General features: G+C 62.8%; 21 protein-coding genes. 10 read left to right on the top strand and 11 right to left on the bottom strand.

Annotation, left to right across the window (positions count from 1 at the left end; genetic code table 11):
* Positions 1-21: 21 nt before the first annotated feature.
* Together AC1DX6_RS19525 and AC1DX6_RS19520 are read right to left on the bottom strand one after the other, a co-directional pair.
* Positions 22-1575, bottom strand: coding sequence for a trimethylamine methyltransferase family protein (locus tag AC1DX6_RS19525; RefSeq protein ID WP_477316232.1), 1554 nt, complete (start codon positions 1573-1575; stop codon positions 22-24).
* Between the two features lie 12 nt (positions 1576-1587).
* Positions 1588-3999, bottom strand: a complete 2412-nt coding sequence (locus tag AC1DX6_RS19520) for a GcvT family protein (RefSeq protein ID WP_477316230.1) — start codon at positions 3997-3999, stop codon at positions 1588-1590.
* Between the two features lie 111 nt (positions 4000-4110).
* Here AC1DX6_RS19520 and AC1DX6_RS19515 point away from each other — a divergent pair, with 111 nt between their 5' ends.
* From AC1DX6_RS19515 to AC1DX6_RS19500, 4 genes are all read left to right on the top strand, one after another.
* Positions 4111-4749, top strand: a complete 639-nt coding sequence (locus AC1DX6_RS19515) for a TetR/AcrR family transcriptional regulator (RefSeq protein WP_477316480.1) — start codon at positions 4111-4113, stop codon at positions 4747-4749.
* A 175-nt stretch (positions 4750-4924) separates the two neighbouring features.
* A complete protein-coding gene (locus AC1DX6_RS19510) occupies positions 4925-7084 on the top strand; it encodes a transglycosylase domain-containing protein (protein ID WP_477316228.1) in 2160 nt (719 codons plus the stop codon).
* An 85-nt stretch (positions 7085-7169) separates the two neighbouring features.
* Positions 7170-7754: a DUF1214 domain-containing protein gene (locus AC1DX6_RS19505; RefSeq protein WP_477316226.1), complete on the top strand. Its 585-nt coding sequence runs from the start codon at positions 7170-7172 to the stop codon at positions 7752-7754.
* On the top strand, positions 7747-8295 hold the full coding sequence (locus tag AC1DX6_RS19500; RefSeq protein ID WP_477316224.1) for a DUF1254 domain-containing protein: 549 nt from the start codon (positions 7747-7749) through the stop codon (positions 8293-8295). Before AC1DX6_RS19505 ends, AC1DX6_RS19500 begins: the two co-directional genes overlap by 8 nt.
* Positions 8296-8314: 19 nt before the next feature.
* Here the strand turns inward: AC1DX6_RS19500 and AC1DX6_RS19495 are convergent, their stop codons facing one another.
* Positions 8315-8533, bottom strand: coding sequence for a hypothetical protein (locus AC1DX6_RS19495; RefSeq protein ID WP_477316222.1), 219 nt, complete (start codon positions 8531-8533; stop codon positions 8315-8317).
* A gap of 189 nt (positions 8534-8722) precedes the next feature.
* Here AC1DX6_RS19495 and AC1DX6_RS19490 point away from each other — a divergent pair, with 189 nt between their 5' ends.
* Positions 8723-9727, top strand: a complete 1005-nt coding sequence (locus AC1DX6_RS19490; RefSeq protein ID WP_477316220.1) for a hypothetical protein — start codon at positions 8723-8725, stop codon at positions 9725-9727.
* Here AC1DX6_RS19490 and AC1DX6_RS19485 read toward each other — a convergent pair.
* The 3 genes from AC1DX6_RS19485 to AC1DX6_RS19475 all read right to left on the bottom strand — a co-directional run bounded on the left by AC1DX6_RS19485 (position 9714) and on the right by AC1DX6_RS19475 (position 12635).
* Positions 9714-10061, bottom strand: a complete 348-nt coding sequence (locus AC1DX6_RS19485) for a DUF1491 family protein (protein WP_477316218.1) — start codon at positions 10059-10061, stop codon at positions 9714-9716. The two genes, AC1DX6_RS19490 and AC1DX6_RS19485, sit on opposite strands and share 14 nt — an antisense overlap.
* A gap of 71 nt (positions 10062-10132) precedes the next feature.
* Entirely contained in the window at positions 10133-10915 is a 783-nt protein-coding gene (locus AC1DX6_RS19480; protein ID WP_477316216.1) for a peptidoglycan-binding domain-containing protein, read from the bottom strand.
* A complete protein-coding gene (locus AC1DX6_RS19475; protein WP_477316214.1) occupies positions 10890-12635 on the bottom strand; it encodes a PAS domain-containing sensor histidine kinase in 1746 nt (581 codons plus the stop codon). The genes AC1DX6_RS19480 and AC1DX6_RS19475 overlap by 26 nt, the downstream gene beginning before the upstream one ends.
* Positions 12636-13172: 537 nt before the next feature.
* On the opposite strand from AC1DX6_RS19475, the gene AC1DX6_RS19470 reads away from it, so the two are divergent.
* Positions 13173-13526: a DUF5330 domain-containing protein gene (locus tag AC1DX6_RS19470; RefSeq protein ID WP_477316212.1), complete on the top strand. Its 354-nt coding sequence runs from the start codon at positions 13173-13175 to the stop codon at positions 13524-13526.
* A 115-nt stretch (positions 13527-13641) separates the two neighbouring features.
* Entirely contained in the window at positions 13642-14070 is a 429-nt protein-coding gene (locus AC1DX6_RS19465) for a SufE family protein (RefSeq protein WP_477316478.1), read from the top strand.
* Positions 14071-14182: 112 nt separating this feature from the next.
* Here the strand turns inward: AC1DX6_RS19465 and AC1DX6_RS19460 are convergent, their stop codons facing one another.
* Together AC1DX6_RS19460 and AC1DX6_RS19455 are read right to left on the bottom strand one after the other, a co-directional pair.
* The gene (locus tag AC1DX6_RS19460) at positions 14183-14608 is read right to left on the bottom strand and encodes a Ros/MucR family transcriptional regulator (RefSeq protein WP_477316210.1); all 426 of its coding nucleotides are present in this window, start codon (positions 14606-14608) and stop codon (positions 14183-14185) included.
* A gap of 428 nt (positions 14609-15036) precedes the next feature.
* A complete protein-coding gene (locus AC1DX6_RS19455; RefSeq protein WP_477316208.1) occupies positions 15037-15408 on the bottom strand; it encodes an SH3 domain-containing protein in 372 nt (123 codons plus the stop codon).
* Positions 15409-15524: 116 nt separating this feature from the next.
* Here AC1DX6_RS19455 and AC1DX6_RS19450 point away from each other — a divergent pair, with 116 nt between their 5' ends.
* The 3 genes from AC1DX6_RS19450 to AC1DX6_RS19440 all read left to right on the top strand — a co-directional run bounded on the left by AC1DX6_RS19450 (position 15525) and on the right by AC1DX6_RS19440 (position 18989).
* Positions 15525-17651: a S9 family peptidase gene (locus AC1DX6_RS19450; protein WP_477316206.1), complete on the top strand. Its 2127-nt coding sequence runs from the start codon at positions 15525-15527 to the stop codon at positions 17649-17651.
* Positions 17652-17714: 63 nt separating this feature from the next.
* Entirely contained in the window at positions 17715-18341 is a 627-nt protein-coding gene (locus tag AC1DX6_RS19445; RefSeq protein ID WP_477316204.1) for a LysE family translocator, read from the top strand.
* Between the two features lie 246 nt (positions 18342-18587).
* A complete protein-coding gene (locus AC1DX6_RS19440) occupies positions 18588-18989 on the top strand; it encodes an SET domain-containing protein (protein ID WP_477316202.1) in 402 nt (133 codons plus the stop codon).
* Here the strand turns inward: AC1DX6_RS19440 and AC1DX6_RS19435 are convergent.
* The 3 genes from AC1DX6_RS19435 to AC1DX6_RS19425 form a co-directional block, all read right to left on the bottom strand.
* Positions 18986-19936, bottom strand: coding sequence for a cytochrome c (locus AC1DX6_RS19435; protein ID WP_477316200.1), 951 nt, complete (start codon positions 19934-19936; stop codon positions 18986-18988). The genes AC1DX6_RS19440 and AC1DX6_RS19435 overlap by 4 nt on opposite strands.
* Before the next feature lie 9 nt (positions 19937-19945).
* A complete protein-coding gene (locus AC1DX6_RS19430; protein ID WP_477316198.1) occupies positions 19946-20383 on the bottom strand; it encodes a c-type cytochrome in 438 nt (145 codons plus the stop codon).
* 167 nt (positions 20384-20550) lie between these two features.
* Positions 20551-21147, bottom strand: a complete 597-nt coding sequence (locus AC1DX6_RS19425) for a superoxide dismutase (RefSeq protein ID WP_477316196.1) — start codon at positions 21145-21147, stop codon at positions 20551-20553.
* Between the last annotated feature and the right edge of the window lie 60 nt (positions 21148-21207).

The raw sequence follows: 21207 nt of genomic DNA, 5'->3' as shown, positions 1-21207 counted from the left end.
CGATGCGCCGGCCGCACGACCTCACGAGACCGGTGCTGCGCCGCCCTGTTCAGTGCGCCGGGCGATGAATTCGTCGAGAATGCCAGCGGTGGCAGTGGCCGAAGCTGGCGGGTGGAAGTCGGCCAGTATCCGTTTCCAGATGCCGGTGGCGCGCTCGGTCGCGGTCTTTGACCCGGCTTGTGTCCAGTTGCCGAAATTCGACCAGTCGGCCACCAGCGGCTCATAGAAGGCGGTGCGGTAGCGCGCCATCGTGTGCCCGGCCGAGAAGAAATGCCCGCCCGGCTGTACCTCGGCGATGGCTTCGAAGCCGATTGCATCCTCGTCGCCGGGTGTGGCGGCGCACAGTTCGGCGACGGTCTGCACCGCCTCGATATCGGTGATCAGCTTTTCAAACGAGACGCTGAGGCCGCCTTCCAGCCAGCCGGCGGCGTGGATGCACACCGTCGCACCGGCCAGCACCGAACCCCACAGCGCGAACTGCGTTTCATGCGCGGCCTGCACATCCGAAATGTTGGCGGCACTGCCGCCGCCGGAGCGCCAGGGCAAGCCGGTGAAGCGCGCCAGTTGGCCGGCGCCCAGCGTCGCCTTGACATGCTCCGGCGTGCCAAAGGCCGGCGCGCCCGACTTCATGTCGACATTGGACGAGAATGAGCCGTAGACCACTGGCGCGCCCGGCCGCACGATCTGCGCCAGCGCCAACCCGGCCAGCGCCTCGGCATGCTGGAGCGTCAGCGCGCCAGCGACGGTGATCGGCGCCATGGCGCCCGCCAGGCAAAACGGCGTGATGATCAGCACTTGCCCGGCTTTTGCGAAGTCGATGATGCCTTGCGCCATCGGAATGTCGAGCTGGCGCGGTGAGTTGGTGTTGATGATGGTGTAGCAATGGGCGCCAGAACGAAACGCGTCCTCCGACAGGCCGCGCGCCAGCCGCAGCATCTCGAAACCGTCCTCGACCTGCGGCGTGCCGCGGGCGAAGACGAACGGGAACTTGTCGGACAGCGTCAGTTGCGCACGATTGACGGCGTAGTGGCGGAAGCGGTTGTCGACGTCCTGGGGCTCGATGCAAGGCCCCAGCATGTGCAGCACGTCGAAATGCTGCACCAGCCGCATGAGATCCTCGAAAGCGGCAAGTGTTCCCGGCCGCCGGCCGCGCTCGAGATCGGTGACGTTGGGCGCGCCGGCTCCGGCCAGGAACGTCATCGATCCCAGTTCGAGCATGAGGTCGCGGGAACGGTCGCCGGCCAGCGCCCGGATCGATTTGGGCGCCGAGGCGAGTGCGGCCGTCACGATATCGCGGCCGATGCGCACCATCTGGCTGTCTTCGTCGACCAGCGCGCCGGCACCGGCGAGGATGCGCCGCGCTTCCGGCAGCAGCACCTTGATGCCAAGCTCCTCCAGCACGCGCAGCGCCGTGTCATGGATGGCGGCGACCTGGTCGTGCGAAAACACCGGCTGCGGCAGGAACGGGTTTTTCAGCGAACGATAATCCGGCCGGCGGCTAGACTCGCTGCCGGCTTCGCCGGTTCGTCCGCGTCGGCGCTCGCGCCTGACTTCACGTGCGGCATCATCGACCATGGCCTGTCCTCCTCATTGCCGCATCGCCTTGCCTTGCGCGTCGTAGGGCGAGGCGGCGATGACGCGCGCCGGCCGTTCGACGCCGACAATGTGCACGGAAAGCGCGGTCCCCTGCCCGGCGAAATCGTCGTCCAGCAGCGCCAGCGCGACGCTCTTGCCGATCGTGTAGCCATAGCCGCCCGAGGTGACGAAGCCCACGCGCCGGCCCTTGTGCCAGACCGGCTCGAAGCCGCTGGCGTCGGCGTCGACGGCGTCGATTTCCAGCGTCACGATCCGTCGCGAGGCGCCGGCGTCGCGTTCCCTCAGCGCCGCCTCACGGCCGATGAAATCGCCCTTGTCGAAGGCGATGAAGCGGTCGAGGCCGGTCTGACCCGGCGTATAGGCCTGGGTGAATTCGCGCGACCAGATGCCAAAGCTCTTTTCCAACCTGAGCGCGTTCAGCGCATAGAAGCCGATCTCGGCAAGGCCGAGATCCTCGCCGGCGGCAAGCAGTGTTTCGCGCAATGTGGCATGCATGGTGGCGGGACAGTTGATCTCGAAGCCGACTTCGCCGGCGATGGAGAGGCGGGCAACCCGCGCGCGCACCATGCCGATGTCGAACGCGCCGCAGGCCATGAACGGCAAGGCATCGGCCGAGACGTCCTGATGCGTCGTGCGCGCCACGATGGCCCGCGCATTCGGCCCGGTGACGAGAAACCCGGTCATGATGTCGGAGAGGTCTATGACCGAAACGCCGTCGGCCGCATGCGCCTCGAACCAGCGCATGTGGAATTCCCTGAGATAGTAGGAGCCCATGATCCAGTATTGGCCGTCGCCCCAGTTGAAGACGGTGAGATCGCCCTTCAGCCGGCCATCATGGCCCAGCATCGGTGCGAGCTTGGCCTGCCCCGGTTTCGGCAGCCTGCAGGCGAGCAGGCGGTCCAGCCAGGCCTCCGCGCCTGGGCCTGACACCGCGTAGCGCGAAAAGGCTGAGGTATCGACGAGGCCGGCGGCACGGCGCACCTGCAACGCCTCGTCGCCGACGATGTCGAAGGCGTTGGAGCGCTTCAACGTGGTGTTTTCGCGAAAGCCCATCGGCGCGAAATAGGCCGGGATTTCCAAACCCCAGGACGACGTCCATTCGCAGCCTGCCGCCGTCATACCGTCATAGGCGCCGGGCCGTTTCAGCGGCCTTCCGGCCGGCAGGCGCTCATTGGGAAAGGTCATGACGAAGCGGCGCGAATAGAACTGGCGCGTCGTCTGCTTGAGATATTCGCGGTTGGCGGCAAAGGCGCCATAGCGGGCAATGTCCATCCCAAAGATGTCGGCTTGCGGCTCGCCGTAAATCATCCACTCGGCCAGCGATTTGCCGACGCCGCCGCCCTGGCTGAAGCCGGCCATGACGCCGCAGGCGACCCAATAGTTTCTGAGACCACGCACCGGGCCGACGATCGGATTGCCGTCCGGCGTGAAGGTAAAGGCGCCGTTGACCCATTTGCGGATACCGGCCTTGGCCAGGCACGGAAAGCGCTCATAGGCTTTCGTAAGCTCCGGGCTGATGCGGTCGATATCCTCGGGGATCAGCTCGATGCCGTAATCCCACGGCGCACCGTCCATGTTCCAGTGTTTCGGGTTCTGCTCGTAGACGCCGAGCAGCACGCCCTTGCGCTCCTGCCTGAGATAGGAGAAGCCGTCGAGGTCGACGGCAAGTCCCAGTTCCTTGTCGAGTGCGGCGACCTCCGGAATGTCCTCGGTGATGAAATAGTGGTGCTCCATCGGCGTCACCGGCAGGTCGACGCCGGCCATGCGACCCACCTGCTTGGCCCACAGACCACCGGCATTGACGACATGCTCGGCAATGATCGTGCCTTGTTCGGTCAGCACGTCCCAGCCGCCGTCGGCGCGCGGCTTGAGGTCGAGCACCCGGTTGCGCAGGATGACATCGGCGCCGCGCTTTTTGGCGGCGCCGGCATAGGCATGGGTGGTGCCGTAGGGGTCGAGATGGCCTTCGTTGGAATCGTAGAGGCCGCCCAGCACGTCGCTGACATTGGCGATCGGACAGATTTCCTTGATCTCTTCGGGGGTCACCAGCCGGGCGGTCTCGATACCGACCGACTGGAACACCGCCCAGGCCGATTTCAACCACTCCCAGCGGGCGGGATCGCTGGCCATGTTGACGCCGCCGGTCATGTGCAGGCCGGCATTGTGGCCGGATTCGGCCTCGATCTCGCGGTAGAGCTTGATCGTGTAGTCCTGAAGTGCTGCGACATTGGGATCGGCGTTGAGCGCATGGAAACCGGCCGCTGCGTGCCAGGTCGAACCGGCGGTCAGCTCGGCGCGCTCGATCAGCGCGACATCGCTCCAGCCGAACCGCGCCAGATGGTAGAGCACCGAGGCTCCCACCACCCCGCCCCCTATGACGACTGCCCGATAGTGCGACTTCACGAGCCTCTCCCTCTCGTTTGACGTCCTCACGATACATGGACTGTACATATGTGTCTAGACACTTATGTCCAGAGCTTGCGCGATGCTTCGCGCCATGCCACTTGTGGGTCCATGGTGATGAATGCTCCTCAGGACGAACTGGCGCCCGGCAACATCAAGGCGACCCGCTCCGACTGGATCAATCTGGCGCTGCAGACGCTGATCTCGGACGGCATAGAGAGTGTGCGGGTGCTGACGCTCGGGCAGAAGCTCGGCGTGTCGCGTTCCAGCTTCTACTGGTATTTCCAGAGCCGCCAGGACCTGCTCGACCAGCTGCTCGCCCACTGGCACGACACCAACACCAAGGCGATCGTCGAACGCGCGCAGCGGCCGGCGGAATCGATCATCATGGGCGTCATGAATGTGTTCGAATGCTGGGCCGACGAGCGGCTGTTCGACCCCAGGCTCGACTTCGCCATCCGCGAATGGGCGCGCCGCTCCGACGATGTGCGCCGGGCCATCGACAAGGCCGACAATGATCGGCTGGGCGCCATCCGCGAGATGTATCGCCGCCACGGCTATGACGAGGAGGACGCCTTCATCCGGGCGCGCGTGCTCTACTACATGCAGATCGGCTATTACGTGCTTGACCTCAAGGAGCCGGTCGAGGCGCGGGTCAGTCATCTCGCGGCCTATTTGCGCAGCTTTACCGGCCTGGAGCCCAGCGAGGCTGATGTCGCGCATTTCATGCGCTTCATCGCGGCACGGTGAGATCTGCCTGAAGATACCAGAATCGAAGCCATCTCTGCCCGGTCAACAAACCGTGCTGTGTGGCTTCGCCGCCCTTGTGAGCGGTGCTAAAATGGACGAATAGTCTTGCTTGGTGCGCCGCCCTGAAATAGCCCGCATGCGGCTTTCAGGTAACGGCGTGGGGCGGAATTCTGGAATGACCAGTCCTTTGGAACCGCGCAAGAGAAGAGGCCCGATCGCCGCAGCACTGCTGGCGGTGGATGCGTGGCTCGATTCCTCGCTCTACGAGATCGGCTTCAAGGCCAGTCAGTTCTGGGAAACAGCCACCATCTTTTTCCGGCGCTTCCGCGTGACCGGCTGGCGCCGCGGCATCATCGAAGTGTTGAGCGAAGGTTTTACAATGGGCGCCGGTGGCATCGTCGTCCTTTTGGCGCTTGCCTTGCCGGCCTTCCAGATCACCACCGGCGACTGGCGCACGCAGGGCGACTTCGCCGTCACCTTCCTCGACCGCTACGGCAACGAGATCGGCCAGCGCGGGATCATCCAGCGCGATTCGGTGCCGGTTGACGAGATGCCCGACCATGTCATCAAGGCGGTGCTGGCCACCGAGGACCGGCGTTTCTTCGAGCACTACGGCATCGACGTGCTCGGCCTGTCGCGCGCCATCTTCGAGAATGTGCGGGCGAACTCCGTCGTGCAGGGTGGCTCCAGCATCACCCAGCAACTGGCCAAGAACCTGTTCCTGTCGAATGAGCGGACCTTGCAGCGCAAGATCAAGGAAGCCTTCCTGTCGCTCTGGCTCGAGGCCAATCTGTCGAAGAAGGAAATCCTGCAGCTCTATCTCGACCGCGCCTATATGGGTGGCGGCACTTTCGGCATCGAGGCGGCGGCCGATTTCTATTTCGGCAAGAGCGTCAAGGACCTCAACCTCGCCGAGGCGGCGATGTTGGCCGGCCTGTTCAAGGCGCCGACCAAATACGCGCCGCACATCAACCTTCCAGCCGCACGCGCACGCGCCAATGTGGTGCTGTCGAACCTTGTCGATTCCGGCTTCATGACCGAAGGCCAGGTGCTGCAAGCGCGGCTGCACCCGGCCGAAATCGTCGACCGCGGCGAGCAGAAGAGCCCGGACTATTATCTCGACTGGGCCTTCGACGAGGTCAAGAAGATCGCCGCCAAGACCGGCCAGCACTCGCTGGTCGCCCACACCACCTTCGACGCCAACATCCAGAAGGCGGCGGAGGAATCGATGGAATTCCACCTGCGCCAGTTCGGCAAAGAGTACAACGTCACCGAGGGCGCGGTGGTCGTCATCGAGACCAATGGCGCGGTCAGGGCCATCGTCGGCGGCCGCGACTACGGCGCCAGCCAGTTCAACCGCGCCACCAAGGCGCTGCGCCAGACCGGCTCCTCGTTCAAACCCTATGTCTATGCCACGGCGATGGAACACGGCTTCACCCCGGACTCCGTTGTCTCCGGCGGGCCGATCACCTGGGGCGGCTGGTCTCCCAAAAACTACAGTGGCGGATCGGCCGGCAACGTGACGCTGCTCACGGCGATCGCCAAATCGATCAACACCGTACCGGTGCGGCTGGCCAAGGACCATCTCGGCATCGGTCCGATCAAGGCGATGGCCGAATCATTCGGCGTCGAATCGCCGCTGGAATCGCACAAGACGATGGTGCTCGGCACGTCGGGCATGACGGTGATGGACCAGGCGACAGGTTACAGCGTGTTCGCGCAGGGCGGCTTCGTCGGCTCGCGCCATGGCGTCACCCAGCTGGTCACCCGAACCGGCGAGGTTGTCTACGACTTCGCCAAGGATGCGCCGCCGCCGCACCGGGTGCTGTCGGAACAGGCGCTCATCTACATGAACACCATGCTGGCGGCGGTGCCGGTGATCGGCACGGCCCGGCGGGCCCAGCTTCCCAACATCGTCGTCGCCGGCAAGACCGGCACCACACAGTCCTACCGCGATGCCTGGTTTGTCGGCTTCACTGGCAATTATACGGCCGCCGTCTGGCTCGGCAATGACGACTTCACCCCGACCAACAAGATGACCGGCGGCTCGCTGCCGGCGATGGTGTGGCAGCGGCTGATGGTCTATGCGCACCAGAACATCGACATCAAGCCGATCCCCGGCCTCGAACACCCCTTCGTCGACGCCGAGATTGCGGCCAAGGCCGAGGAAGCGGAGAAGAAGAATGCCGATCAGGCAGCAGCCGACGCCGCCGCCGAGCGCCCGGCGGTGCTGTCCAGCCGGACCACGCAGACGCTGCGCGACATGACCAGACTGTTCCAGTCGGCGCCGGTGCTCCAGACCCCCGCGGCGCCGGAGACCCTGTCGGCGCTGTGACCAGGCAATTCCGCTCCGCCCGCTTGCCACATGCCCCTGCGCCGCGATATCCCCGAACGGCAATCCTGCTTGTCCCCGGCCTTTCATGCTCAAGAACGCCTTCCTGACGCTCGTCGCGCTCGTCATAGCCATCGGTGGTGGCGGCGGCAGCGTCTGGTATGCGCTGAAGGTGCAGGACGGTGTCGGCGCCATCAGGATCGGCCAGTGGACGGCCTTCCCCGACATTGGCACGCAAGGCGCGGACCCCTATTCGAAGGCGCGCGTGGCGCGCGAGGGCGTGCTGGCGCTCGGACAGGCCGAAGGGCTGTCCTTCATTGCCGAGCGCGATGCCGGCGGCGACCAGCTGAAGCGGGAATGCGCCTACAGGATCGAAGGCCGATTTCCCACCGCCCGCTTCTGGACCCTCTATGCCGCCGACCAGTCTCTTGGCGTGGTCGAGACCGGCAAGTCGAGGTTGGCGGCGCTGCAATCCTACCAGGTGCTGCGCCAGCCCGACAATTCGGTGATCATTTCCGTCGGCAGCCGCCCCACGCCCGGCAACTGGCTGCTGACCGATGGTTTTGGCCGGATGTATTTCGTGCTCACCTTCTACGACACGCCGATCGCCTCAAGCACCGGGCTTTCGGATGTGACGCTGCCGAAGATCATGAAGGTCGACTGCAATGGGTAGGTTGCTGCATGCCATCCTGCTCGGCCTGGTCGGCGCCGGCATTGTCCATATTGTGGTGCTGCTGTTGGTGCCGGAGTTTTCCGAACGCGACGCCTGGTCGCGACTGGCCATGGCCTCGGACCTCTACAAGATGACCAGGCTCGATGCCGAGGCCGGCGGCGCGCCAGTGGTCAAGTCCGTCGATCCGCTATTCTACGCGGTGGCCTGCCGCTTCGATCTCGCCGAGGGGATGGTGCGGGTCAAGGCGCCGGGCAACGTGCCGTTCTGGTCGGTGTCGGTCTATGACCGCAATGGTCACAATTTCTATTCCTTCAACGACCATACCGCGACCGGCGGCGTGCTCGATACCGTCGTCCTGACGCCGGCGCAGATGATCGAGGTGCGCAAGGAACTGCCAGAGGATCTGCAGGGAGCAATCTTCGTCGAAGCCCCGATCGACGAAGGCATATTCGTTATCCGCTCGTTCGTGCCGGACGACAGCTGGAAGCCTGTCGTATCGCGGTTTCTCGAGCAGAGCTCCTGCGAGCTGCAGGATTTCTAAAGCCTACCCCGAAGCCGGCTCAGTGATGCGGTACCGGCATCGTCCCCGACGAACCCGGCATCGCCCCCGGCGAGCCCGGCTTGTCCGGACCGACGCCGCCTGGCCTTGCCTCGCCTGTCAGCGGCGGCTGTTCGTAGCGGACGCCGGGGAAAATGATGACCGCCGCCGGCGTGCCGGTGGTTTGACTTGCTCTATTGCTTGCCGCCGTTCGCGGCACGAAAGACAGGACCATGCCCATGGTTCGCGTATTCCTCTCGGTTGCCCCGGAGCACAACGCAACGCCTCCAAATGTGATTAAGGCAGGTAGAGGGTTAACGGAGCGCTAACGGATCAGCGCTAACTTGATCTTTGTTCTAGGCAAACGCGAAACCGACACAGTCCCGGTCGAGCGTGGTCCAGATTGTGTCGAGTGTCGGGCGTATCCTTCGTGTCAGCTTCGGATTTCAGGCAAATCGCTATACGGGCTGAATCGGGAAAGGCCGAAAGGCTGTTCCGCGCCGTGGTCTCGGCGTTCTGTTGCCTGACCCGTCCGTCGCGCCGCGAAATCGCCCAGCTCGAGGATCTGACGCTGCCGCTGTTCGACAATGTGTCGGTCGAATCGCGCCGCTACGTCGCCGCCGCCCTTTCCGAATGCGAATATGCCCCGGGCGCATTGGTGCGGCGGCTTTGCGAGGAGCCGGTCGACATCGCCGCCCCGTTGCTCATCCGCTCGCGCGCGCTCGGCGACATCGACCTCATCGCGCTGATCGGGCGGCACGGCCTGCCGCATGCGCGCGCCATCGCGCGCCGCAAGGACCTCAACCCGACCATCGCCCAGCTGATCAAAGTGCTTGAAAAGCCGACGCTGGTGCGGGTGCGGCCGCCAGAAGCGGTCGTGAAACCAGCAACCGAAAGCGTTGAAGCCACGACTGTCGAGCCCGACCGGCAGGATACCTCAGGCGTTGCCGCCGAAAACGCCCGGCAGCGGCTGCGTTCGATGATGCGTGCCGACGCTGTGAGTGGAGGGGCTGCCGCCAATGCGTTCGTCGGTTCCAGCACCTATGCCAGGCTGCGCGAAACGGCGCTGACCGGCAATGCGGCCTTCTTCCAGACCGCGCTTGCCGATGCGCTCGAAATCGACTTTTCGACGGCGCGATCGCTGACGGAAAGCTCTACCTACGCCTCGCTGCTTGCCGCCCTGCGGGCGCTCGACCTCAGCGAAGACAGGGCATTCCTGATCACGGTTGCCGTCTATCCCAATGCGTTTCCGCACCCGCAGGCCATTCGCGCCTTCCTCGACCGCTACCATCTGCTGCATCACGAGGCGGCACTGGACAAGGTCCGCAATTGGAAGGCCGAGACGCTGTCGAGGGCGGTTCGCGCCACCGCGAACGCCGACGCCCGCAAGGCGTCGAACAGCGACGACGCTGCCGGCAGCCTCAAGGCGTCTTGACGGAGAGAAGCTCCTCGACCGGAACCGCGCCGGCCTCGATCTCGACCACCCAGATGTCGGGATCGAATTTCTTTTCCCGTTCCAGCCTGGCATCGAATAGAGCGGCGTCATCACCCGTGCCGAGCAGGCTGAAAAACCGGTCGTCGGGCTTGGCCTGCTCGTAGCTCGTCTGCGGCGCCGGACCGAACAGGGTGATTTCGCCCAGCCTGCCTCGCGCCAGCACAAAGACGGCGCCAGCCTCGGTGGCGCCGCGCTTAACGACAGCGGCAAAACCGCCGGCGCCGAAAACCCGGCGCAGCAAAGCCGACACCCAAAGATCGGTGGTCACGCGCATGGCAGGGCTCCGGACGACATGCGACGGGTCTTAGCGGGATTTTCGCCGGTCCGCGAGCCTCGTTTCGACCGTCAGTTGGTCAGGCCGATCTCGCGCATCTTGACGTAGACGACTTCGTCGGGCTCGCCGGTCTGCGGCAGGCCGAACAGCGACTGGAATTCCTTGATCGCTGCCTTGGTGCGGGCGCCGACGACGCCATCGAGTTGCATGTCGTCATTGCCGAAGGCCTTCAGCCCGGCCTGGATCTTGACGATGCGGGCATCAGGCGCCTGAGCAGATGCGGGCGCCGAGACCGGGATGGCAACCGGTGCAGTCGCTGGCGCGGCGGCAGGAGCAGCGGCCATATCCACTGGGCGCGGGATCGGATGCGGTATGCCCGCTGTCGTCTGCTTGGCGCCGAGTTGGTCGAGCAGAACGGCGTCGATCTCACCGGACGCCGGCAGCCCGACCTTCTGCTGATAGGCCTGGATGGCCCTGCGCGTGTTGGGGCCGGAAATGCCGTCGACAGTGCCGGAATAGAAATCGAGGTCCTTCAATATGCCCTGGACCTGTTCGACGACCGGGTCGCTTTTGACTGCGCCTGGCCGCACGATGTTGATGGTGGTTTCGGGTTCGTCGCTGCCCGCCCGCGAAAAGCTCTCGATGCTCCTGGTGGCGAAGAACGCGCCGGCATGCGGAAAAGGCTGGTACCACAAGGCATTGGCCGAGACATAGAACAGCGTCACCAGGAATGCGGTAGAGCCGCCGACCAGGACCGGGTTCTGCGAGATCAGGCTGCCTACAGCCATCGCCCCGTCCTCGAAGGCGTTGCTGCGGCGCTTGACCGCCTTAAGCTGTTTTGCGGAGCGAGCCATTCCTGTCCCCTTTCGCTTCCCCCTTCGTCCTGGCTTTGGGCATCGGCAACACGCCGGTCTTGTCGGCCGAGCGATCTTTCGGTCCGTTCACCGGAAAGCTGATCGCTACCGTGGTGCCCTCGCCCGGCATGCTTTCGATCGACATCGTGCCCTCGTGCAGCGCCACCAGCCCCTTGACCAGTGACAAGCCGAGCCCGGTCCCTTCGAAGCGGCGCGTATAGTCGTTCTGGATCTGCATGAACGGCTTGCCGAGATTGGCAAAGTCTTCTTCGGCGATGCCGATGCCAGTGTCCCTGACCCAGAAATGCAGCCGCGAGCCGATGCGCTTGGCGCCGACGACGACATCGCCGCCATCGGGGGTGAACTTGATCGCATTGGAGACGAGGTTGATGAGGATCTGCTGCACGGCGCGGCGGTCGGCGTTGATCTCGCCGGCGTCCGGCGCAATCTGCGCCTGCAGATCGATGTGCTTTGCCTCGGCCTGGAGCTGCATCATCGACTGGCACATTTCGACGGCGTCGACGAAGCGGAACGGCTCCGGCTCAGTCGCGTAGGCGCCGGCCTCGATCCTGGATACGTCGAGGATCGAAGTGACGACGGCAAGCAGGTGCTGGCCGGAATCCCGGACCAGGCCGACATATTCCTTCTGGCGCGGATCCTTGAAGCCGCCGAACATCTCATGCAGCAGCATGTCGGAAAAACCGATGATGGCGTTGAGCGGCGTGCGCAGCTCATGGCTGACGATTGCCAGGAACCGTCCCTTCGCCACCTCGGCCGACGCGGCGGCGTCATTGGCAGCGGCGAGGTCCTCGCGCAACCGGGCAATTTCGCCATCCTCGCGCAGCACCAGCGTGAAGATGTCCTGTTGCAGTTCGCCCCGCACCAGTTCGAGAAAAAATGGCCGGTAATTGTCGGCCGTCGGGCCGTCGCCGTTCTGCGGCAGCCGGACGCGAAGATCGAGCCGGCGCGAAGGCGCGCCATCGCGCATGTCGGCGAGCGCGCTGAGATAGGCGACGCGATCGGATAGATGGATACGATCGAACAGGCCGGTGCCAAACAGCAGCTCCGGCGGCAGCTTCAGGATCGTGCGCGCCTTTGCCGACACGTCGATGACCTCGCCTTGCCTGGTGATGCGCAGGACGACGGCGTCGATCGTGTCCTCGAGCCGATCGCTTGCGGCCAGCGCGGGCTGCGCCTGCGCGGCATCGCCGAAGGCCGCAAGCCGGGAGACCAGCGTCAGCGCCCAGGCCAGCGGCAGCAGCCAGTGCCACGCACTGATTTCCGCGGAACCGAACGGCAGGACAGAGCCGGCAAAGGGTTGCAGCAGCGCAGCGAGCAGCGCGCAGACACCTCCCCAAAGCACGGCGCGCCGCGAGGCGCCGATCCACCAAGCTTCGAACGGCAGCGCCAAGGCAAGCAGGGCGACCGGCGAGGCCAGGCCGCCCGCAGCTGCAATGACGGCGGCAAGCGCAAGACCGCCCAGGCCAAGCGCAACCTGGCTGGCGAGCGCCATCTTGCCCGAGGCCGCCACCAGCAAGGCGGCGAACCAGCAAAAGCCGAAAGCGGCGAAGATCGTTGCGACCGTGACGGCAGCGCCCATGCCCGAAGTGACTAATGTGACTGCGGCACCAGCGGTGAAGAACGGCGCGGCCAGCATGACGCCGATGAAGCGCTGTTGGCGCAGGCGGTCATCCTGCCCGATGATGGTTGGATGAACCATACGTTCACAGCTGGCAGCCAGCGCGCCAGGCAATCCAACGTATTTGGCCGCAATCGAACTCAATGCAACGCACTCGCACCCGGTCGTGAACTGCCCTGCTTCGCAGGTGGCTTTTGTTGATTTGAAACTCGCATCCAGCGTTTAAGGAATGGATAAGGCTGAACCGACCAACGCCCGCCCTGCGGCAAATATTGTGGCGCGGTGCGATGAAATCCCAGGCAAATGCCGCCATAGTAAACGGAGCGTTATCCGCGCGGAGCGCCCTGATGCTGGCAACGGCCAGCGCTCGCGCTTCGCCATTTTCAGAAATACATATAAAAAACAGATAGATAGATGGTTACTGATTGTTGAAAGAAAACCGGCGGTCTTTGAGGCAAATCGAATGCAAAACGTAACGTTTCGAATTTGCCTAAAATTTGCGGAAAATTCTCGCTGTCTCCGCAAGCCGTCCTTTGCGCGTCTGTGTCAGTATCGTGTCCATAAAAGAGGTCGTGCCGCATGGATGCATGATCCGGTTACCGACGAGAGGGCAGACATATGGGCTTTCTGATAAGAATGGCTTTCTGGTTTTCGCTGGTGCTTCTGGCGCTGCCGCTGACCGTCGGTCCCGACGAGGCAGGCCGCGAGAGTGTCGGCCCGCTCCAGGCTCTGTTTGCGGCTCGTGAAGCTGTCGGCGACATCGCCGGCATCTGCGAACGCAAGCCCGATGTCTGCGAGACCGGCAAGTCGGCGATGCACACAATCACCGCCCGGGCCAAGGAGACCGCCAAGATCGCGGCCGCCATGCTGGACGAGAAGACAGCCGCCGAACCCGACACATCTGTTTCCACCGGCAGCGTGACCGAGCAGATCGTCCTGCCCGCAACAGTCAACATTCCGGCGAAAAACTGAGACAGCTTTCAGCCGTGTCTATGGCTACACCGCAGGCCCGACAGACCTCTCGGCGCCTGCGGTGCTTTCTTCTTTTTCCGTGACGCGGCGACGCTGGATGACTATATCCGGCGTGATGACGACGACGATCCAGACGATCCGCGACGATTTTTCCCTGCTCGACGAGTGGGAAGACCGCTATCGCTATGTGATCGAACTGGGCGAGGCCCTGCCGCCATTTCCCGACGCGGAACGCAATCCGGCCAACAAGGTGCCCGGCTGCGTCAGCCAGGTCTGGCTGACCACCGAACAGGGAGCAGGTGCCGACCCGGTCATCACCTTCACCGGCGATTCGGACGCCCATATCGTTCGCGGGCTGGTCGCCATCATGCTGGCGCTGTTTTCGGAACAACCGGCCAGCGAGATCCTGAAAACCGACGCGGAAGCCACGCTGAAGGGACTCGGCCTTGACGAACACCTTTCACCGCAGCGCGCCAATGGCCTGCGCTCGATGGTCAAGCGCATCAAGCGCGACGCCGAAGCGGCGCTGAAACAGACCGCCTGATCAGACCCTGACGCAAAGGATGATCGGCGCGCGATTGCCCGTCGGCAAAAAAGCAAAAACGGCGCCCACAGGCGCCGTCGATGGTCGAAACCTTGAAGCAACGAAGCCGGTATCAGCGCCCCTTGCGCTTGCGGCCAAGACCCATCTTCTTGGCAAGCTGCGAGCGTGCAGCTGCATAGTTGGGCGCAACCATGGGATAGCTTGCGTCCAGGTTCCATTTTTCACGGTATTCGTCGGGCGTCAGACCATAGTGGGTCATCAAGTGACGCTTGAGCGACTTGAACTTCTTGCCGTCTTCAAGACAGACGATGTAGTCGTCATGAACCGAGCGTTTCGGGTTTACCGCAGGCTTCTGCTTGTCGGCAGGAGGCGCTTCGGCGGCCCCACCCACGCGCCCGAGAGCGGCATGGACATCGGCGATAAGGTTCGGCAGTTCGCCGACGGGCACGGGATTGTTGCTGACATAAGCGGCCACCACATCGGCGGTCAGTTCGATCAGCGCATCGCTATTTCGGGCAGGCGTTTCGGCGATATCCATAGTGTTTCAAGACCCCAACGAGGTTGTTTCTGTCTGCGCCCCTTTTCTAGAAGCGGGCATCGCGCGAATTTCAGGCAGGAAGAACCTCCACGATTCGCGTCGGGGCATCTTAATGAGCCAGTCAACCAAGTAAGTCAATTCGCTTGTTGCGCTATATTCAACGATATTAGTCAAACATTCCGCGTTCAGCTTCAACCTTCGGTGCACTGTGTAACTTTGCGATATTTTTCTGGTCAGACCAGCAGCGGCTGACGCTGCGTCACATCCACCTTTACATCGGTGACGCGAGGTAAAATGGGTTGAATGCTTCGGCTATGCTTGGCCGCGCCACGGGCTACCCGGCTATCAGGCTCTAATGAAATCACAGGTTGAAAAACATTACTGAATGTTCATGAGCGGATATGCCGGGGCCACCAAGGCGAGCCTCATCAGTAAGGGGTGATGTACTTTCCATACACCCAGCCGGTCGTGAAATTGCCGTTCTGCGCTGGATCGTGCCAGACTTCGCACCAGCGATAGCGGATTGTCTGCTCCTGCTTCCAATGCGGCTGACTGGCGATATCGAGCAGGTTTGTTCCGCCGGTGCACTTGCCGGTCATCTGCAGAACCGTCCCGTTGGGATAGGCGGCCTGCTTCTGGGATGTGCCCGACGGGTATTTGCGCACGTTGAGCGTATCGCCAAACGGCACGCCGGTCACTTGCCAAGCTGAGAACGCAGTTGCATGAGACTGGCCAGTGAAGGCCAAAACTGTCGAAGCGACGGCCAAAGCCGCAGCGGTGCCAACATAGAACTTCATCATTTCCTCCTCCCGCCCCTCTGCCTGGAGCCCGACAATGCCAGTAGAGCCCGGCTCTTGAACCCGCGCTGATCGGCGTGTTCATTCGCCATTCAAGATTTCTGCCACAGCGAGACACAATGACCAAATCTCCAGCATTCCCGACCGCCAGCCCGCCACAGCCGGAGAAGCGGCCGGTCTTCGACACCCATCACGGCGTCACCCGCAGCGACGACTACGCCTGGCTGAGGGCCGACAACTGGCAAGAGATGTTCAGGGATCCTTCCCTGCTCGATGGCCAGATCCGTGCCCAGCTCGAAGCCGAGAACGCCTACCAGGCGACTCTGATGGCCGACACCGTTCCGCTGCAGAAGCAGCTTTTCACCGAGATGAAGGGGCGCATCAAGGAGGATGACTCCACGGTGCCGATGAAGGATGGACCATACGCCTACGGCTCCTCCTTCAAACTTGGCGGCGAGCAGCCGCGCTATTTCCGCATGCCGCGCGACGGCGGCGACGAGCAGATCCTGCTTGACGGCGACGCCGAGGCCGAAGGCAAACCCTATTTCCGCCTCGGCGAGGTCGACCATTCGACCGATCACGGCAGGCTGTTGTGGGCATTCGACGACAAGGGCTCCGAATTCTTCACGCTCAGGGTGCGCGACCTCGCCAGCGGCGAAGAGTTGGCCGACATCATCACGGACACCGGTGGCGGTGGCGTCTGGAGTGACGGCAATGACGGGTTTTTCTACACACGCCTTGATCCCAATCATCGTCCGTCCAAGGTGCTGTTCCATGGCCTTGGCGACCAGCCTGAAAACGATCGGCTGATCTACGAGGAAACCGATCCGGGCTTCTTCATGAGTGTCGGCGGCACGCGTTCGAACGAATGGATCATGATCGGCATCAACGATCACGAAACATCGGAGTATCGGCTGATGCGCGCCAGCGAGCCGTTCGCCGAACCCAAGCTGGTCGCAGCGCGCGAGACCGGCCTGCAATACGACCTTGAGGAAGGCGGCGACATCTTCTTCATCCTCACCAATGCCGACGGCGCCAAGGACTTCAAGATCATGACGGCGCCGGCCAGCGACCCGGTGCGCGCCAACTGGCAGGAACTGGTGCCGCACGAGCCGGGCCGGCTGATCCTCTCGGTGATCGGTTTCAGGGATCACATGGTCAGGCTCGAGCGCAAGGAAGGCCTGCCGCGCATCGTCGTGCACGACCGCAAGAGCGGCGAAGAGCACCTCATCTCGCTCGACGAGGAAGCCTTTTCGCTCGGCCTGTCGGGGTCCTACGAATACGACACCGAGATCATGCGCTTTTCCTATTCGTCGATGACGACGCCGGCGCAGGTCTTCGACTACAACATGCGCAGCCGCGAACGCGTGCTGCTGAAAACCCAGGAAGTCCCTAGCGGCCACGATGCGAACCACTATGTCACGCGCAGGCTGATGGCGCCCGCCACTGACGGCGAACTGGTGCCAATCTCGCTGATCCATCACCGGCAGACGCCGCTCGACGGATCGGCGCCTTGCCTGCTCTATGGCTATGGCTCCTACGGCATCACCGTGCCGGCCGCGTTCAACACCAACTGCCTGTCGCTGGTCGACCGCGGCTTTGTCTACGCGATTGCCCATGTGCGTGGCGGCAAGGACAAGGGCTATGGCTGGTACGACGAAGGCAAACGGGCGCAGAAGATGAACACGTTCACCGATTTCATCGCGGTCGCCCGTCACCTCGTCGCCGAGCGCTACACCGCCCATGACCGCATCGTCGCGCAAGGCGGCTCGGCCGGCGGCATGCTGATGGGCGCGGTCGCCAACATGGCGCCGGAGTGTTTTGGCGGCATCGTTGCCGAGGTTCCCTTCGTCGATGTGTTGACCACCATGCTGGACTCCACCTTGCCGCTGACGCCGCCGGAATGGCCCGAATGGGGCAATCCAATCGCCTCGGAAGAGGACTACCGGGCGATCGCCGCGTACTCGCCCTATGACAATGTCGCAGCACTCGATTACCCGCCGATCCTGGCGCAGGCCGGCCTCACCGATCCGCGCGTCACCTACTGGGAGCCGGCGAAATGGGTGGCGCGGCTGCGCGAGCGCAAGAGCGGCGACAATCCGGTGCTGTTCAAGATCAACATGGACTCAGGGCACGCCGGCGCATCGGGCCGGTTTTCGAGGCTGGAGGAGATCGCCTTCACCTATGCCTTCGCGCTCAAGGTGACGGGGAAGGCCGATACTGTCCCGCCGGCATCGAGCGGCTGAAGCGCCATTGCGTTGCGAACAGTGGCATGGTTTTGATTGGCGACAGCCATGGAGGCCCCTGGGATGGTCGATCTGACCACGTTGATGACCTATGTCGCGGTCGTGCTCGGCTTTGTGTTCATTCCAGGCCCCGCCACACTGCTGACAGTGGCAAGGGCAACGAGTTCCGGGACAAGGGTCGGCATCGCGACAGGCGCCGGGATAGCAGCCGGCGACATGTTTCACACGTTGATGGCGATGGTCGGCATCTCGGCGATCGTCGCCACATCGGCGATGCTGTTCAGCATCATCAAATATATCGGCGCGGCCTATCTCGTTTATCTCGGCATCCGCGCGATTATCGAGAAGACACCGACCGAGCCGGCAGCCGGCGCGCTTGCGATCCCAGCCGGCAAGGCGTTCCGCCAAGCCGTGCTGACGGAGATGCTCAACCCCAAGACCGCGCTTTTCTTTCTCGCATTCCTTCCCCAGTTCGTGCGGCCCGAAAACGGATCGGTCATGCTCCAGTTGGCGACACTGGGCGTAATTTTCGTGCTGCTCGGCCTTTTCAGCACGGTGGTTTTCGCGATGGGCGCGAGTGGGCTCGGCACTTTCCTGCGCCGCAACCCTGCCGTTCAGAAATGGCAAGGCAAAGTCGTCGGCGGCATCTATTGCGCCTTGGGTGTCCGCATCGCGCTACAGCAGCGCTGACCTTTTCATCCCTGCTCAAAGCAACGTCGCCGTCGGCCAGCGGAACGGGTCGCGAACCGACCGCCCCGCTGTTTCCCAATGGATTTCCAAGGTCATAAATTTTTGATTTGCGTATGATCTTTTCCGAGGCTTCATTTCGCGGTCAGCGCCGCGATTTTCTGCTCGCAATTGCCACCATCGCGCGCTACCCAATGCCCGGCTTTTTCAATGCCGCGACTACCAGTTGCCATCTCGCAAGGGTCCGCCATGCTGCTCGTTGACGTCTATCTCGACAAATCGTCCATCCAGGGCATCGGTGTGTTTGCGAGGGGTCACATTCCGCGCGGCGCGCTGATCTGGAAACTCGACCCGAGATTCGATCGGATCATCGACGTGGAGACCTATGAGAGTGAAAGCGGATCGGTGAAGAGCTATCTCGACCGCTATTCCTATCCCGACCGGCGCGACCCGAACTACATCGTCTTCGAAGCCGACGATGCGCGCTTCATGAACCATGCCGATGAGCCGAATTGCGACGTCTCCTCACCTGAGGAAACATTCGCCTTGCGAGACATCGCGCCCGGCGAGGAACTGACCTGCGACTACAATCATTTCTTCGAGACCGGCTTCGACTTTCTCGGCGACCGCCATTTGTCGCCAGAAAACTAGCTCGCCGGCTTCTTACGCGGCGGATAGCCGTTGGGATGCGGCGGTATTGCCTTCAGATAGGCTGCGATCGCCGCACGGTCGTCGGGCGTCAGCTCGGCCATGTTTTTCTGCACATCGACCATGGCACCGCTCGCGGAATCGAACTCAGGCGTAAAGCCGGTTTCGAGATAGTTGGCAATGTCGGCCTCAGACCAGTTGCCGATGCCGCCCTCGCCCGATGTGATGTTCGACACGATGCCACTGCCTTCGGCGGCCGCGGCGCCCGCCAGCCACTGGTTTTTCTTGCTGCCGCCGGTGAAGGCGCGCGGCGTATGGCATTCGCCGCAGTGGCCCGGCCCTTCGACCAAATAGCGGCCGGCCATCACCGGATCCGGCGTGCCATAGGGAAAGGGAACGACCGGCTGGTCACTCAGATAGAGGCGTTTCCAAAGCCCAAGACCGCGTCGGATGTTGAAGGGAGAACTCAAGGAATGGTCCGGCGCCTTGCCGGCGACCGCCGGAAGCGTCTTCAGGAAGGCGTAGAGATCGGCAATGTCCGATGGTTTCATGCGCGCATAGGAGGCATAGGGAAAAGCCGGGTAAAAATGCTCGCCGGTCGGTGACACGCCCTTCAACATGGCGTTGGCCAGGTCTTCGACCGACCAAGCACCGATACCGTCCTTGGCATCCTGCGAGATGTTGGGTGGCACGAAGGTGCCGAACGGCGTCTTCAGTTCGAGTCCGCCGACCAGTTGAAGACGGGCATCGCCTTTCGAGCCCGGCTTCGAATGACAGGATGTGCAGCCGCCGGCGTTGAAAATGCGCTTGCCCCTGGCGGCATCGCCGGGGCCGAGTTTTGCTACGGTCTCGGCGTCCAGCCTGACCGGCGCCGACAGGAGCCAACCGGCAATCGCGCCGACGCTACCCAGAACAAGGGCGGCGCCGACGAGTTTTTTCAGCAAGGGCATTGCCCGCGATCAGCCCTTTTTGATCCTGTAAGTCTGATGGCAAGTGCCGCAATCCGAGCCGATGGTGTTGAACTGCGCCTTCAAGGCGTCGACATCCGCAGGTGCGGCTGCGACTGCAGCCTTGACGTCAGCGAGATACTTGGCATGAACCGTCTTGAAACCGGCCATATCTTCCCAGATCTTGGGAGCAGCCGTGGTGTCGCCAGCGTCGCTGCCAGCCGGAAAAAGAGCGTCAATATCCAATTTCTCGGCATTGGCCTGCAGCGCCTGCAACGCGGTCAGCACCGCCGCTGCCTCAAAGGGTTCCTGGCCGTTGACCACTTTCGACAAGCCGCCGGCAATCTTGCCACGTTCCTTCATCAGAAGCTGCCGATCCAGGATGGGGTCGGCAAAGGCCGCCGAGCCGACGAGGGCGAGCATAGAGATGGCGAGGACAAGCTTTCTCATTCAATTGGCTCCATGGTGAAGATATTTCGAGACAGAACGATAACGGTGCGGATGGTGCGAATATTCCCCTTATGCGTGGGTAATTCCGGTCGGCGATTGTTCAGTGCCAGACGCTTTGGCACGCAAAAGAAAAGCCCCGGTCGTGCCGGGGCTTTTCAGAAGAGCGATCAGGCCTTTTCGTAGAGTTCGAGGACATGGTCCCAGTTGATGAGACTGTCGACGAAAGCTTCGAGATATTTCGGCCGGGCGTTGCGATAGTCGATGTAATAGGAGTGCTCCCAGACATCGACGCCCAGGATCGGCGACGCGCCGTGGACGAGCGGGTTCTCACCGTTCGGCGTCTTCGAGATCGCCAGCTTGCCGTCCTTGACCGAAACCCAGGCCCAGCCCGAGCCGAACTGGGTGGTGCCGGCGGCAATGAAGTCCGCCTTGAACTTGTCGTAGCCACCGAGGTCGCTGTCGAAAGCCTTCTGCAGTGCGCCCGGAAGCTTGGTGCCACCGCCGCCCTTTTTCATCCACTTCCAGAAATGGATGTGGTTGTAGTGCTGGGCGGCATTGTTGAAGAGGCCGGCATTCTTGCCGAATGACTGCTTCACCACATCTTCGACCGAGAGATCGCCGAGGCCCGCTTCCGCGGCCAGCTTGTTGCCGTTGTCGACATAGGCCTTGTGGTGCTTGTCGTGATGATACTCCAGCGTCTCCTTCGACATGTAAGGCTGCAGGGCCTCGTAGTCGTAAGGCAAGGCGGGCAATTCAAAAGCCATCGGTCATACTCCTCGTGGAAAAATCCGGTGTCGATACCGGATTAACATAGGTCTGGATTG

The sequence above is a fragment of the Mesorhizobium sp. P2_C4 genome, assembly GCF_056404575.1.
The sequence above is the reverse complement of the archived record's forward strand: the minus strand, read 5'-3'. Positions and strand labels throughout refer to the sequence as shown.